This window comes from Streptomyces sp. NBC_01591 (assembly GCF_035918155.1).
Taxonomy (GTDB): domain Bacteria; phylum Actinomycetota; class Actinomycetes; order Streptomycetales; family Streptomycetaceae; genus Streptomyces.
In genome coordinates, this window is record NZ_CP109328.1 from 1,221,709 (window position 1) to 1,236,644 (window position 14,936).

General features: G+C 68.2%; 9 protein-coding genes and 3 pseudogenes. 5 read left to right on the top strand and 7 right to left on the bottom strand.

Going from position 1 to position 14,936, the window contains the following annotated elements:
• Positions 1-396: 396 nt before the first annotated feature.
• Both OG978_RS47140 and OG978_RS47145 read left to right on the top strand, forming a co-directional pair.
• Positions 397-660 (top strand): hypothetical protein, encoded by a 264-nt coding sequence (locus OG978_RS47140; protein WP_326763266.1) that lies wholly within the window; start codon positions 397-399, stop codon positions 658-660.
• Positions 661-706: 46 nt separating this feature from the next.
• A complete protein-coding gene (locus OG978_RS47145) occupies positions 707-835 on the top strand; it encodes a hypothetical protein (RefSeq protein WP_326763265.1) in 129 nt (42 codons plus the stop codon).
• A 106-nt stretch (positions 836-941) separates the two neighbouring features.
• Here the strand turns inward: OG978_RS47145 and OG978_RS47150 are convergent.
• A pseudogene (locus tag OG978_RS47150) lies at positions 942-2,601 on the bottom strand (transposase domain-containing protein).
• Positions 2,602-2,787: 186 nt separating this feature from the next.
• On the opposite strand from OG978_RS47150, the pseudogene OG978_RS47155 reads away from it, so the two are divergent.
• A pseudogene (locus tag OG978_RS47155) lies at positions 2,788-3,003 on the top strand (IS6 family transposase); the annotation flags it as partial.
• Between the two features lie 67 nt (positions 3,004-3,070).
• Here OG978_RS47155 and fxsT read toward each other — a convergent pair.
• Both fxsT and OG978_RS47165 read right to left on the bottom strand, forming a co-directional pair.
• Positions 3,071-5,350, bottom strand: a complete 2,280-nt coding sequence (fxsT, locus tag OG978_RS47160) for an FxSxx-COOH system tetratricopeptide repeat protein (RefSeq protein ID WP_326763264.1) — start codon at positions 5,348-5,350, stop codon at positions 3,071-3,073.
• A gap of 77 nt (positions 5,351-5,427) precedes the next feature.
• On the bottom strand, positions 5,428-5,856 hold the full coding sequence (locus OG978_RS47165; protein ID WP_326763263.1) for a hypothetical protein: 429 nt from the start codon (positions 5,854-5,856) through the stop codon (positions 5,428-5,430).
• A 365-nt stretch (positions 5,857-6,221) separates the two neighbouring features.
• On the opposite strand from OG978_RS47165, the gene OG978_RS47170 reads away from it, so the two are divergent.
• Positions 6,222-7,244 carry a DNA-directed RNA polymerase subunit alpha gene (locus tag OG978_RS47170; RefSeq protein WP_326763262.1) on the top strand — a complete coding sequence of 341 codons (1,023 nt, stop codon included), beginning with the start codon at positions 6,222-6,224 and terminating at the stop codon, positions 7,242-7,244.
• Between the two features lie 139 nt (positions 7,245-7,383).
• Here OG978_RS47170 and OG978_RS47175 read toward each other — a convergent pair whose 3' ends face one another.
• Positions 7,384-7,671: a hypothetical protein gene (locus OG978_RS47175; protein ID WP_326763261.1), complete on the bottom strand. Its 288-nt coding sequence runs from the start codon at positions 7,669-7,671 to the stop codon at positions 7,384-7,386.
• A 179-nt stretch (positions 7,672-7,850) separates the two neighbouring features.
• On the opposite strand from OG978_RS47175, the pseudogene OG978_RS47180 reads away from it, so the two are divergent.
• Positions 7,851-9,543 (top strand): annotated as a pseudogene (locus OG978_RS47180) (ISAzo13 family transposase).
• Positions 9,544-10,566: 1,023 nt separating this feature from the next.
• Here OG978_RS47180 and OG978_RS47185 read toward each other — a convergent pair.
• The 3 genes from OG978_RS47185 to OG978_RS47195 form a co-directional block, all read right to left on the bottom strand.
• On the bottom strand, positions 10,567-11,145 hold the full coding sequence (locus OG978_RS47185; RefSeq protein ID WP_326763260.1) for a hypothetical protein: 579 nt from the start codon (positions 11,143-11,145) through the stop codon (positions 10,567-10,569).
• A 1,100-nt stretch (positions 11,146-12,245) separates the two neighbouring features.
• The gene (locus tag OG978_RS47190; RefSeq protein ID WP_326763259.1) at positions 12,246-12,608 is read right to left on the bottom strand and encodes a hypothetical protein; all 363 of its coding nucleotides are present in this window, start codon (positions 12,606-12,608) and stop codon (positions 12,246-12,248) included.
• A 497-nt stretch (positions 12,609-13,105) separates the two neighbouring features.
• The gene (locus OG978_RS47195) at positions 13,106-14,815 is read right to left on the bottom strand and encodes a GH25 family lysozyme (protein ID WP_326763258.1); all 1,710 of its coding nucleotides are present in this window, start codon (positions 14,813-14,815) and stop codon (positions 13,106-13,108) included.
• Between the last annotated feature and the right edge of the window lie 121 nt (positions 14,816-14,936).

A 14,936-nucleotide genomic window follows, 5' to 3' on the forward strand; every position in this document is an offset into this window, starting at 1 on the left:
CCTCGTGGCCTCCCGGCCAGCTTTCGTAAACCGACCCAGGAGTTGTCAGACCACCCGAAAGGATGACCCGAGTACGCACCGCTTCCGGCCCAGATCCACCAGGTTGGAGCCGGAGGCTCGTTAAGAGACGTAAAACGCCGGTTCCTCGCGTACTCCTCTCCATCACACTTGCCGGACCCGCCCCATCTGGCAGTACTGGTCACGTCCCGGCTTCGTCAGGGCCGCTCTCACCCTCCCCGGCATCACCCGGATCAGGCTGCCCTCAGCTTCAACCCAGCTGCTGCGACAGCGGGTTGGTGCAGGCCTTCCACCTCCACTCGAACCAACAGCGCCTCACGGCGCAAACAGAAGTTGAGCCAGAACCCGTTTTCATGAACAAAGCCAGCTGGCCGCGCGGTGGCGGACCGGTCCGCAGAGGCAGCCGCCTGGCTGCGCGAGCTGGTGGCCGGCGGCGAACTCGCCGCGGACGAGGTTCTCGACGAGGCGGTCGACTCCGCGGTGCTGACCGGTCTGCTGGCGCTGCAGGAGGCGCGCACCGCGACCGATCCGAGCACGGCGGCGGAACTCTGCCTGAACGCCGTCCCTCACATCGCGCTCGTCACCCTGGCCAGCACCCATGGCCGAGGCCAAGGCGACCAGGGCGGTGCCACGTCCGGGTGACAGCGCCCGCTGGTGGGGCGGTACAACCTGGCGAGCCACGGTTCACGTGAACGAGGAGAACGCCAAGGTCGACACCGACACCCGCAACAACATGATCAAGCATTATGACGACGGCCAGAGACAGATGTACGCCATGTTGCGCGGGATGGCGACGAAACGCGGGCTCACGGACTAGGAGCTGGACGCGAGCCCCGGCGAGTACGAGGACCAACTCCAGACGCTCGCTGAACTTCTGAGTCGGCACTGTCAAGTTGAGTGAGTGGTCTCCCAAGGCCACGAAGTTAAGGACGCAGGGGAAACTGCAACTCGCCTGACAGCTGGGGACCTTGGGACGAGGTGGGAGCGATCAACTCCGCAGCGAGTGTGTAGCGCCCGCGTCCGAGGCGTTGCAGTATCCCTTCTTTGGTCCATTGTCCCAACTGGGCACAGAAGCTGCGGTAGTGGCTGATTTCTAGAGCGGCGGCGAGTTCGATGGTCCGCCAGGACCGGTCTGGCTCGGTGCGCAGGAGCTGGAGGGCCCGGTCCCAGCGGCTCGTCCCGGAGCGGGCGTTCATGGTCTCTGGCAGCCGCGGGGAGGGTCGTGAGGCGGCACGGGCAAGGACGTCGACGGCGATGGACACGATGTTCTGGCTGCGTGCGGGGCGCTTTTCGTTCTGTTCGACGGGGTAGCGCGAGACAGGGCACTTCACTTTCCGGGCGCTGAGGCGGGCGCGGCGAGGCGGCAGGAGGTTGTTCAGGATGGCTTTACCGATGGCTTCGGCCCGAGGGGTGGCGGTGGCCGGGATGATGCCGCTCGCGGTGATGACCTGGTCGCGGGTGGCCTGGAGGGCCACGGTGAAGCCAGCGCGGTCGGGGTCGGTCCCCGGTGCGGACTCCACGGCATCGACCATGGCGCGGCGCAACGTCTGGTAGAGGGCGAGCTGGGCCCAGAGTTCTTGCTCCAGGCCGAAGGGGTCGGCCGATCGCAGGACTCGGCCGGCGAACAGTGTGTGGCGCAGGGCCAGGAAGGATGACTCGACCTCCCAGCGTTCGTGGTACAGGTGCACGAGGCGCGCGGCCGGGTCGGCCCGGTGGTCCAGCAAGGTGGTGGCGAGCCGGTAACGGTCGCGGATGCGGTGCCCGTCGCCGCACATGACGGTCACGTCTGCGTCGATGATGCGGAAGGTCCGGCCGTCGATGCGAGTGAGGAAAGAGCCGTCGGGCAGCGCGGCCCAGATGGCGGATCAGCATCTGGGCTCCGGTGTCGCCCACCGCGGTGAGGAAGCCGCTGCCGTCGAAGGCCCGGTCGGCGAGCAGTAGCATGCTCGGGTTCAACAGCGGCAGCAACCGACGGGCGTAGATCGTCTCTCCGGTGTTGGTCGGGCCGAACACCGCACCGAGCAGTCCGCGGGTGCCCGTCTCGCACAGGGCCATCAGCCGCAGGTGTGGATAGCCCTCCAGGCCGCCACGGGTACGCCGGATCTTGCCCAGAAGAGCGCGGATACGGGGCTGGTCAGGGGCTTCAATGGAGCTGCAGCCGTCGAAAGCGACCGTCCGCCATCGCCGATAGCACACCCCCGGCGTCGCGGGCTGAGCCAGGGGCCCGGCCATGACCTCGAACAGTGCCTTCAACGGAGCGGGCCCCAGCCGTCGGCGTAGATCGCGCAGGGCCTTCTCCGACGGGGCCGGTAGTGGTAGTCCGTGCAGGCCAGCGACCAGCTTGTCCCACACCCGCGCGTACCCGAGACCGGGAAACAGCCCCAAGGCCAGCACGAAGTACACACCCACCCGGGACGGCAGCTGTCGCAGCCGGTGCTGCACGGCTCGCGTCTGTTCCAGCACGTCATCGACGAGCTCGAAGGGTAGGTACTGGGTCAGCTCGCCCAGGTGGCCAGGAGCGAAGACACCATCCGCAACCGTGATGGTACGGGTGAGCGTCGTGGTGGCAGACTGGTCGGACAACGGGACCTCTCGCGGCAGGAAGACTTTGGTCGGTCTCCCGCTTCTACCAGAGGTCCCGTTCTCGCATCCCCAAGGTCCCCAACCGTCAGGCGAGTTGCAGTTTCCCCCACGCCCTTAACTTCGTGGCCTTGAGTGGTCTCCGGGCCGGAATGGTAGCCGGGTTTGTTGATCGTTCGGGAGTAGCTGGTGGCGGAGGGCGCCGGGGAAGGGCCGTCGTACAAGGGGTTCCGGTTTCCGGCGGAGGTCATCTCCCACGCAGTATGGCTGTACCACCGCTTCCCGCTCTCCTTCCGCGAAGTCGAGGAGCTGCTCCTGGCACGCGCGATCACCGTCTCCCATGAGGCGATCCGCCGGTGGTGCGACCGGTTCGGCCCCCGCTACGCGGCCGCCCTGCGCCGCCGCACCCGCACGACCGCCTCATGCACGACCAGAAAGACGCCCCGCCCACCAGGATCTTCGCGGTCCCTCTTTACAACGGAGGCTCCCCAAGACCATCCCCCGCCGACCGCCACCGGGACAGAGCATCACGAGCAGAACAAGTGTCGGGGTGTTCGTTGCCAAGCAACCGCTCGCGATCGGCGAGCACGCGCTCTTCGATTTCGATGGCGTCGTTGGTGCGCCCGGCCTGCCGGTAGGAGGCGGCGAGGTTGGCGCGGGCGCTCAGGGTGTCGGGGTGTTCGTTGCCGAGGAGTCGCTCGCATTGGGCGAGGACGGGCTCTTCGATTTCGATGGCGTCGTTGGTGCGCCCGGCCTGCCGGTAGGAGGCGGCGAGGTTGGCGCGGGCGCTCAGGGTGTGGGGGTGTTCGTTGCCGAGGAGTCGCTCGCATTGGGCGAGGACGGGCTCTTCGATTTCGATGGCGTCGTTGGTGCGCCCGGCCTGCCGGTAGGAGGCGGCGAGGCTGGCGCGGGCGGCCAGGGTGTCGAGGTGTTCGTTGCCGAGGAGTCGCTCGTACTCGGCGAGGACGTGTTCGAGCAGGTTGATGGCGTCGTTGGTGCGCCCGGCCTGCCGGTAGGAGGCGGCGAGGCTGGCGCGGGCGGCCAGGGTGTGGGGGTGTTCGTTGCCGAGGAGTCGCTCGTACTCGGCGAGGACGTGCTCTTCGATTTCGATGGCGTCGTTGGTGCGCCCGGCCTGCCAGTAGGAGGCGGCGAGGCTGGCGCGGGCGGCCAGGGTGTCGGGGTGTTCGTCGCCCAGCAGCCGCTCGCAGTCGGCGACCATGTGTTCCCAGTACGTCGAGGAGGCGCTGTGCAGGTGAGCATTGAGGAGGCTTGCTCCCGTGCGGTAGAGCACGGGGTGGGCGTCGGGCGTCCATAAGGACTCTCCGGCATGGGTGGTGAGGGAATCCGTGTTGGCGCGTAGCGTGCTGGCCAGTTCGCGCTGGGTGTGGTCGGGGTCTGGCCATATTTCGACGAGGGTGTCGGCGGCGGTGACGGCGGTCGTCGGCTGCTGGTCCTGAGGAGTGGTCTCGCGCACGGCGCGTGCGGTGAGCGCGTGGATACGCACCGCTCGGGGGTTGTCGGCGGAGTCGTACGTGATCAGTCCGTACCGGTCGAGGAGCCGCAGCGCTGCGGCTGCCTCGTCACCCGTGACGGTCCGCACCGCGCTCCTGCGCCGTCGGCGCAGGCCGAGGTTCCGCCGAGCCGGGACGGCGGCGCGCTGTTGCTGGATGAGGTAGGTGAGGAAGGCGTTGGTGGTCCATAGGGCGGCGGGTTGTCCGGCGGGGTCGAGGTAGGCGGTGATGCGGAGGGCGGTGCGGGCCAGGGGTCCGTGGGGGTCCTGGTCGGTGGCGTCGAGGGCGAGGAGCAGGGTGGTGGTGACCTGCCGGCCGTAGCGTTCGGCGTCGGCCCAGTGGGGCAGGAGTTTGTCCAGGTGCGTGGCGCGGTCGGTGAACTGTTCCAGGTAGGTGCTGCAGGAGGTGTTCTCGCGAAGCATGTAGGCGGCGGCGTGTCCCAGTGCCAGCGGCAGGTGTCCGAGTGCCTCGGCGAGGGCCGGGGCTCGGTGGTCGGCCAGGTGGGCTTTGTGGTCGTGGGTGAGGCGGGTGGTGAGGTAGTCGGTTGCTTCGGTTGGGGTGTAGACGTCGACGTCGATGCGGGTCCGGCCGCCGCCGGTCAGGCGCGGGTCTTTGAGGCGGGTGGTGGCAAGGGTCCAGCCGGTGCCGCGCTGGCTGTCTGGCCACCAGGGCTCGATCGCATCCGGGTTGGTGATGTCGTCCAGGATGACCAGCCATCGTCGGTCGGTGGCCGCCAGCCAGCTGAGGAAGGCTCGTGCGTCCGTTTCCAGGTCCGTGCCGGTATGGCCGGGCGCCTGCACGAGCGCAGCGGCCTGCGCATAGACGGTCAGAACCTGTTGGATATCGGTTGCCGGCGTCCACACCACCAGATCGGCGCCGTCCGTGACCGCTTCACGGGCGTAGGCGGCGGCCAGCTGCGACTTGCCCACCCCGCCGCCGCCCGACATCACCTGCACAGACGCACGCGTACCGGACCGCGACCGCTCACCGTGCGGGGTGTCACTCGCCAGCACGACGCTCCGGCCGTGCCCGCGGGCCTCGTCGACCGCCTGACGCAGTACCTCGCGCGGCTGGAACGCGGACGCCAGCACCGGCACCGTCCCCACCACCACCGGCCACCCCACCGGCACGCCGGCCTCTGCCACGTACTGCTTGTCCACATACGTGACCCGGCTGTTGTCACCCAGCGCGGAACCGGTGATCCCCCCGCCCGCCGCGACCCCACCTGCCCCAGCGGACACTCTGCGCGCCGCCCCCGCCCCTGGGGGAGTCGCACCGTCTCCAGACTTACGCCCGCGACGGGCCCGAGGGAAAAGGCTCACCGCTCGCTTCCCTCACCCAGGGCACTGTCGGTGATGTCGCCACCAGCCGCGACCCCGTCCCGCCCGGCACGCACATCATCCCCATCCCGCCGCGAGGAGCCCATCCTCGGCGGGGTGCGGGGACCGGTCACCTTCGAGTCCTTTCCGAGAGCGGAGCCCGTGATGTCACCACCGGCCACGACCGCACCACGACCACCACGCACACGGCGCCCGCTCGCGGATCCACCGCCGCGGAACAGCGCGACCACCGACACCAGCAACGCCACCAGCGCCACCATCGAACCCACCACGCTCGCAGCCTGACCAGCCGTGTCCAGATCAGCCAGAACCGCCACCAAAACCAGCCCCACCGTTCCCAGGAACGCCACCACCGCCGTCACCCACACCCACACCCGCGCCACCCCCGCCGAAGCCACAAAGCTCACCGACCTTCCCGCAACAGACCACATGAACAAAGCAGTTCAAATCTCAAGAGCCGAGAATCCAATGTGCCGTCAGCTCTACTGAGACCGTAGCGGCCCAGCGCTCCCTCGCCCCAGCCAAACAGGAAAGCCCACCCCCCGCCGACGCATCCGTGCCAGCTGCCGTCCTCCCGCCGATGGCGCTGCGGCTACCAGCTCATCCCGAGGGCATCCAGGTCCGCACTCACTCCTGTGCGCCGTTCCATCCTGCGGAAATCTGTGCTTTGCCCCGAGCCGGGCGGTGCGGCCTCTTGTGAGGTCGTATTGCCGATACCGTGCGGTGTCTACGGCGTCAAATAGCGGGCGCCGAAAAATGGAGGCAGCACCCTATGCTGATTGCTCAGCGTCCCGCGTTGACCGAAGAGGTTGTCGATGCGTTCCGCTCCCGGTTCGTGATCGAGCCGCTGGAGCCGGGCTTCGGCTACACCCTCGGCAACTCTCTCCGCCGTACGCTCCTCTCCTCGATCCCCGGCGCTGCTGTCACCAGCATCCGGATCGACGGTGTCCTGCACGAGTTCACCACCGTGCCGGGCGTCAAGGAGGACGTCACCGACCTCATCCTCAACATCAAGCAGCTGGTCGTCTCCTCGGAGCACGACGAGCCGGTCGTGATGTACCTGCGCAAGCAGGGCCCCGGCCTGGTCACCGCTGCTGACATCGCCCCGCCGGCCGGTGTCGAGGTCCACAACCCGGACCTGGTCCTGGCCACGCTGAACGGCAAGGGCCAGCTGGAGATGGAGCTGACCGTCGAGCGCGGTCGCGGCTACGTCTCCGCCGTCCAGAACAAGCAGGCGGGCCAGGAGATCGGCCGTATCCCGGTCGACTCCATCTACTCGCCGGTGCTCAAGGTCACGTACAAGGTCGAGGCGACCCGCGTCGAGCAGCGCACCGACTTCGACAAGCTGATCGTCGACGTCGAGACCAAGCAGGCCATGCGTCCCCGTGACGCCATGGCTTCGGCCGGTAAGACCCTGGTCGAGCTGTTCGGTCTTGCCCGCGAACTCAACATCGACGCCGAAGGCATCGACATGGGCCCGTCCCCGACGGACGCCGCCCTCGCCTCTGACCTCGCGCTGCCGATCGAGGAGCTGGAGCTCACGGTCCGTTCGTACAACTGCCTCAAGCGCGAGGGCATCCACTCCGTGGGTGAGCTCGTGGGCCGCTCGGAGGCCGACCTGCTCGACATCCGTAACTTCGGTGCGAAGTCGATCGACGAGGTCAAGGCGAAGCTGGCCGGCATGGGCCTGACTTTCAAGGACAGCCCGCCCGGATTCGACCCGACGGCCGCGGCGGACGCGTTCGGCGCTGGCGACGACGCCGACGCCGGGTTCGTCGAGACCGAACAGTATTGACAGGGCGATTCACGAGGTTCGGCGCTGGCGCCCGTCCGCGCCGGATGCGCGCCACCGCTTGGGCGTCCGCCCCTTCCCCGCTGGGGCCTTCACGGCCAGGCAACCAACGACCCCGGTCCGTGCAACGCCGCTCCGCTCCTCAGTACCGGAGTGCCTGGTTGAGTTCGTCGATGGTGGTGGCCCGCAGTTCTGGCGTGTACGCGTTGGTCACCTCGTCCGGGGTGACGCCGAGACCGCGGGCGAGCTGCCCGGTCTGCGCGGGAGTGAGCCCGTTGGTTAGTGCGATCGACGCCCACACGAGGAAGAAGCGGCGCCGCGGGACGGTGACACCGTCCAGCTCGTCGACCGCGTCGAGGTCCCAGTTCATCAGCCGGGCGTGGTGAAGCAGCCACCGGTAGAACTCACTGTCTCCCGCACTGATCCGCATGAATTTCTCCCTGGTCGCCGTGGTGCCCTCAGGCCGCGACTCCGCGGCCGCGGGCATGTGTTCAGCCTGCATGGCACGCTCGTGGCCGCGGGCGCGGCTTACGGATGTTTCCTGTTTCGTATTTAGGGCTCGTAAAGAATCAACACGTTGCTTCACGGTCTCCCTGTCGTTGGTGTGGTATGCGCATACCGAGTGAGGTTCGTGACCAACTTGCCCTGAGATTCGGAGTGTTGTTCCCTCATCTGAATGAGCGGCAGCAGCGGCTGGCGCTGGCCGCCGAGGCCCGGCTGCTGGGGCACGGTGGGGTCCGGGCCGTCGCGCGTGCCGCAGGGGTGAGCGAGACGACGGTGCGGAAGGGTGTCTTCGAGTTGGAGGGCGGTGAGGACCCACTGCCCGATGGCCGGGTCCGCCGGGACGGCGGCGGTCGCAAGAGCGCCGAGAAGCTTGACCGGCTGCTCGTTCCGGCGTTGCTGGCGCTGGTCGAGCCGGATGAGCGGGGGGATCCGATGTCGCCGCTGCGGTGGACGACCAAGTCGCTGCGGTCTCTGGCCGGGGAGCTGACGCGGCAGGGCCATACCGCGTCGGCGCCGACCGTGGGCAGGCTGCTGCGGGAGAACGGTTTCAGTCTGCAGGCCAATGCCAAGACCCTTGAGGGCGCTCAGCACCCCGACCGGGACGCGCAGTTCCGGTACATCAACGACCAGGTCAAGGACCATCAGGCGGAGGGCGAGCCGGTGGTCAGTGTGGACACGAAAAAGAAGGAAGTCGTCGGGGATTTCAAGAATGCGGGACGTCAATGGCGGCCGGCCGGTGAACCCGTGCGGGTTGACGTCCATGACTTCCCCAGCGATGCACTGGGCAAGGCCCTGCCTTATGGCATCTACGATCTGGCGGCGGACACCGGCTGGGTGAATGTCGGTACGGATCACGACACCGCAGCCTTCGCGGTCGAATCGATCCGCCGTTGGTGGAACGGGCAAGGACGCCTCGACTACCCGCAGGCCAGACGTCTGTTGATCACTGCCGATGCCGAGCGGCTCCAACGGCTACCGCACCCGGGCCTTCAAGACCGAGTTGGCCGCGTTCGCCGCCCGGACCGGCCTGGCCGTCACGGTCTGCCACATGCCGCCGGGCACATCGAAGTGGAACAAGGTGGAGCATCGGCTGTTCTCCGCGATCACCATGAACTGGCGCGGCAGAGCGCTGAACAGCCACGAGGTCGTCGTGCAGTCCATCGCCGCGACCACCACCCGCACCGGTCTCACCGTCCACGCCGAACTCGACACCGGCACCTATCCCACCGGTGTGAAGGTCAGCGACACCGAGCTGAACGCGGCGCCGGTCACCGGACATGCCTTCCACGGCGAATGGAACTACACCGTGCACCCCCACCCCGCCAGCCCGGCAGACCCCACCAGGCCGACGCCCGGGCCGGCGGCGGTCTTCGACCGCGGTGCCCTGTCACATCCCGCGCTGACCGGCATGACCTGCACCGCACTGGCCGAGCTGACCGAGACCCTGACCCCTGGCTGGCAGGCGCTGCAGAAACAGGACCCGGCCACCCGACGCGACGGCGGCACCCGGCGCCGGGCCCCGGGCGGCGGCCGCAAAGCCAAACTCGACCTGGCCGACCGGGTCCTGGCCACCGTGCTGCAACAAAACCTCGCTCTGCCGCCTACCGTGCTGGCCCACCTCTTCGCCGTCAGCAAGGACACCATCCGCCACACCACCAGCGAGATCCGACGACTGATGGACCAGCACGCGCACACACCCCAGCCCCCAGCAGCACACCTCAGCACCCTGGCAGGACTCCTCGTCCACGCCACCGCACACGGCGCGACCCTCACGACAGAGACCAAACCAACGTGTTGATTCTTTACGAGCCCTTAGCCGCAGCCCAGGCAATGAACGGAGTATGCCCCTGGCATACTCCGTTCGCTGGAAGTTGGTAGCTGTGCAGTGCCCGCGTGCGTAGCATCGGCGGTGTCGTCGTGAGACGCAGGAACGGGGCCGTCCCCTGAAGGAACGGCCCCGCGGAGCGGTCGCCGGGCTACAGCGGGAGCCGACTGAGTAAGTCGAGCAGCAACTCGACTGCACTCAGGTAGAAGCTCCACGCGGCGTAGTCCGGCGCATCGTCCCACTTCATGATCTGCCTCCTCGACAAGGCCGGGAGAGGCACTTCCTCCCTCCAGCCAGCTGGTCCGGAGGGAAACCCGCGAAGAGGGACACCGCGCGATCGCACTCTAAGCGCCGGGGCACGGCCACCCTCCGCCATGAACGAAAGTGCACGCTCGGTGCCCCTTCCTGACCGAGTACGAAACCGCCGCGATGGCAGGACCGGAGCGCCGGGAGCACGCTGGAGTCATGACCAGCGCGCCGATCACCGTGCACCAGCCCGCCGGCACGGGCGGCCGACGCGTCACCGTGCACACCCACGGCCGTGCCCTTGGCGCAGGCCCCCAGGCTCCCGCGCCCAGCATTCGCGCCGCCCAGGCCGACCTGCTCGATGTTCTTCCCGGAGAGCGTCTGTCCGACCTCGATGAACTGCGAGCCCGAGGCGTGCTCGGTTCTCGCCCGGCGGCGCCCCGTCCCCGCGGCGGACCTTCGGAACCGGTGGCCGCACCGCCGAGGAACAGCCCTGCCATCCCGCCTGACACTCCCTCAGCGATGGTGCGGCACCTGAGTGCTGCCGCGCCCGCGAAACGCCCGGTGGGCGGCACTCCACCCCCTCCATTGGCTGACGCGCCGAACGGGCTGATGACTCGTTCCGCCTGTCGTGAGGAGCGGGGAGCGGGGAGCTGCCAGCCCGAGTGCGAAGGAGCCCTGACGGCTCGTGTAGGCCGTCAGGGCTTCGTGTCGTTTGCCGCCGGGGTGAGGCTGGCTGGGGTGAGGGGGTCAGGGTTGCGGTCGCAGGACCTTCCAGAAGGCGACGTCGGCGTTGGCGCGGTTGGAGTAGGCGCTGGTGTCCACGTCGTACCGGGCGCCGGTCGCGGTGCTGACGTCGTTGGTGTCCAGGAAACCGCCCCTGTTGTGGTAGGTGCTCCACAGCTGGACGGTGTCGTTGAAGCGGACGAGGCCGTCCAGGGGCGCGGAGGTGGTGTCGAAGATCTGCCAGCGGCTGCTGTTCTCGTCGCGGTCCTTGCCCCAGGCGGTAGTGACGTCGTAGATGCCACCAGAGCTCTGCTGGCCAGCACTGGCTGCGCCGTTGACGTCCAGGTAGCCGCCGTTACCGTCCCAGAGATTGCGCAGGTAGACGATGTCGCCACTCCTCACCGGGGAGCCGGCGGCCTGGCAGGAACCGGAGACGATCTCCCAGGTACCGGTGCCCGGCGCGCGCGTGGCGGTGGGGGCCGTGGAAACTGCCAGCTTGGCCCCTGGCGCGCTGGAAGTGCCATTGGTGTCGAGGTAGCCCCCGTCGCCCTGATAGAGGTTCTGCAGGTGCAGCCGGTCGCCGTAACGCAACTCGTTCGCCATCACTGGTTCCTCTCTTCGGTGGATCCGCGCTGAGCCGGTTCCCGCTCTGGACAGCAGGCGGGGCCCGACACTTCGGATGGTGTCGGCGGCGGCGACGACGCGCCCGGGCAATACATGCAAAGCACACCTTCAGATGAATTGAACTGATAGCGCGCGTACTGGGCGAACAGTCTTTTCAGGACAAAGGTGCGAGCGGGTGCATCCTCTTGCCGACCGCGTGCGGACACGAAAGAAGTGGCGGATACGGCCCGCCCTGCGCCCTTCGGTGTATGTGGAACTGGTCAGCCAGAGGTCTGGGACCGGGGTCCCGTGTGGGATAGCGCGAGTTCATAGGCCCAACCAGCTCGCCAACTGCGGTGCATAGCACCGCAAACAAGGCACTACGCGTTAACGGCGGCAATCAAATCTTCCGGTACGCCGGGGACCAGGGGGCTTCGAACCCGCGGGTGAACGTCTCCGGCAGCCTCAAGCGCATCGCGGTGGGCTCCCGGACGAACGTGTGGGGCGTCGATCCCGCCAGCATGTGCTGGGAGTGGTGTGGGCTGGGGTGTTGCGGGTTGGTTGAGAACCAGTCGGGAACGGGCTGGTCGGGGTGGTGGGTGGTCTGGCCTGGGAGTGTCTCATCTGTGACCTGCTGTGGTCGGGGCCTGGGTCGTGCCGTGGGCGGCCGCCCCGTCGCTGTCGTGATCGTTTTTCATCTCAAATTCGTCCTTCTTCCTGCTCGGATTCAAGGGATTCTTTATGGGATTCCCGCAGGGTGGATTCTGAGTACGTTTCAGGGCCCGAGAGAGGGTTTCTCTCGGGCCCTTCGGGTGTTGATTGCGGGTCAGTTTTTGATGGTGGGTGAGTGGTGATTCTATGGGGTTGTCGGGATTGGTGCGCACGGCCCTGGGCTGTCGGTGCGGCGCATCCTGAAGGGTATGGGTGAGAACGACGAGGTCCAGGGCGGTGTCGCCGGACCGGTGTCGGCGCCGGCGGTGTTCGTCGTGGGGAGAAGTTGGACCGTGGCCGGTGGCCGGTGGCCGGTGGCCGGTGGCCGGTGGGCAGGCCGGTGCCCCGGTCCGGCTGGTGGGCCGGGCCGGGGCACCGGTGGGGGTGTGTCAGGTTCCGAGGTATTCGAGGAGCCAGCTGATAGGCACGTCGTCTGCGGAGTCTCCGCCGTCCTTCTTCATGCGGCCGATGACGACTTTCTGGGTGCCGGCGGGGAGCCGTTCGCCGAGGCGGTTGCCGTTGTCGGGGACGGTCCGGGGCTGGACACCGCCCCAGGTGCTGCCGGTGTAGATGCTCACGCCGAGTTTGGTGTCCGCCCAGGCGCAGCCGAAGCTGAGCCAGCAGTCGCCCCACGGGCCGGCGTTGGGCGGCGGCACGGTCAGGATGATGGTGTGCTTGTAGTGGATGAGACCGCCGGTCTCGGTGAACGCGAAACCGTGCGGGATCTCACCGAGTTGAAAGTTGTTGGCCACAGATACTCCTTGCTCAGCAGGGGTGCGGCACATCACACGGTATGAGCAGGACCGATCTCTTGATCTCCTGCCGGAGACAAACCCCCGGTTCGAGCGGACCTGAAGTACGCCCGGCGGCTTCCACCGCGCCCGTACGCCTCTCCCCACCAGCCAGGTTCGGCACCCGCGGACCAGGGCCACCCATCTGACTGGCGGCGGCGTTGAGCACCAGGCCCAGCCAACGGATCCTGGTTCTCGCCACACCCGCGCCGGACCGTCGACGACCTCGCCTCCCACGCCCACGCGATCGGCGAGCTGCTGCTCGAAGCCACCCCCGCAGTACCTCGCCAACACTGCGGCCACCGGCATCCTCACCCCCGGTCCTGCGACGACATCGACCCCGAACCTGACCACGGCCTCGCCGCTACGCCCGTCTGAAACGTCCGGTGGGCGGCACCCGCATGGGGTGCCGCCCACCGGACGTTGGTGGCGCAGGTGTCAGTCGACTTGGAGGGGGATCAGATGAGGGTGATGTCCCAGTGGATGCCGCCGCTGCGGGGGATTTCGTAGACGTACTCGGCGGAGATCCCGTTGAGGGTGCCGTGCCAGCGGGCGTCGTTGCCCCGCGGGGCGCCCTTGCGCTGGGTGGTCTTGATCCAGTTGGTCACGCAGCGGCCCTCGTCACGGGTACGCAGGTCGAGCTTGTAACCGTTGGCGTGGGAGTGGTTGCCCCGGGTGCTGTGGCCGGACTCGGTGCCGCCGGTGATGACGATGGTGCAGCCGCTGGCCTTCTTCAGAGCGATGACGCCCTGGATGGTCCGGGCACGGACACCTGCCAAAGAGGTCCGCCCGACCGGGGCCTTGATACCGGCCGCGGCGAGCTGCGTGAGGGCCTGGCGCTGGGTCAGCCTACCGTTCGCCGGAGCGGGCGTGGTCGGGGCAGGCGTGGTCGGGGTGCTCGTCTTGGTTCCGTTGACGAGCTTGTTCCACGTCTTCGGGCCGATGATCCCGTCGGCGGTCAGGCCGTGGGACCGCTGGAACGCGGCAGCCGCGGCCTGGGTGGCCGGGCCGAACGCCCCGTCGACCGCGATGCGGTTGCCATACCCGGCCAGCTGCGCCTGGGCCGCCTTCACCGTGGATCCCTTCGAGCCCTGGCCAACGGTGCGGACCAGCTTGTTCCAGGTGTTCGGGCCGATGATGCCGTCGGCGGTCAGGCCGTGGGAGCGCTGGAACGCGGCGGTGGCGTTCCGGGTGTTCGGGCCGTAGATCCCGTCGGCGGTGACGGACTGGCCGCCCGCGGCCAGCAGGTGCTGGGCGGTGGTGACGTTGACGCCGCGCGTCCCGTTCTTGAGCAGCGGCCAGACGGCCGTGGACGGAGCAGATGGCGTCGTGGACGGAGCAGGCGGCGTCGTGGGCGGAGCAGGCGGGGTTGTCGAACCTGTTCCCGGGCGGGTGGGGGTCTGGCCGGGGCTGAGGTGGGCGAGTGCGCGGAGCTGGGTCAGTGTGCCCTTGTAGACGTTGATGTCGGCTTTGCCCCGCAGGCCGGGTACCGTCCCGTTCTCGGTGTACTGCCAGATCGACCAGTACCTGCCGCCGACGGGAGCGGGCTCACGCGTTCCGCTCTCGTAGCGGGGCTGCCACAGCGGGCTGTTGGCCAGGGCGCCGGTGTTGCCGCGCAGGCAGGTGTCGGCGAAGTCCTTCGAGGTGTAGACGATGGGGTTCACCCCGAACGCCTGACGGGCCTTGGAGAGGAACGCGGCGACCTGGGTGTTGTTCACCCCGGCCGGGCACCGGCCGCGGATCTTCTCCAGGTCGACCACCGGGGGAAGTTGCCCGGGCCGCTTGCCGTCGTAGCCGGCGGCCCGGGCCGTACGGACGAAGTGGTCGGCCTGGGCCACGCCGGAACCGGAGTCGTAGAAGTGGTAGGGCGCGGCCATCAGCCCGGCCTGCGAGGCGCCTGCGAAGTCACCGGCGAACTGCGGGTCGCGGTAGCCGGTGCCCTGGGTCGCCTTCTGGAACACGAACGAGTACCCGGCCCTCGCGGCTGCCGACCACTGGATCGGGTGGGAGTTGTGGTGGCTGGTGTCGAAGCCCTTCACGCTGTACGCGGCCGGGCTGTTCGCCTGCGCCTGCTCGTTGCCGGAGTAGCTGATCAGGCCAAATCCGGCGGCCGCGACCGCCACCATGGCACCCGCCTGAAGACCCGTCTTCTTGCTGATGATGCACACGACTTCACCCCTCGTCAGACCCACCGGCACACATCCGGAGGGCGATTCACACGGCGCCTTTGCGGCGTCGACGAGATGAAGATTCGGGGTACCGCCGTCCCACCGGTAGCCTGATCGCCAT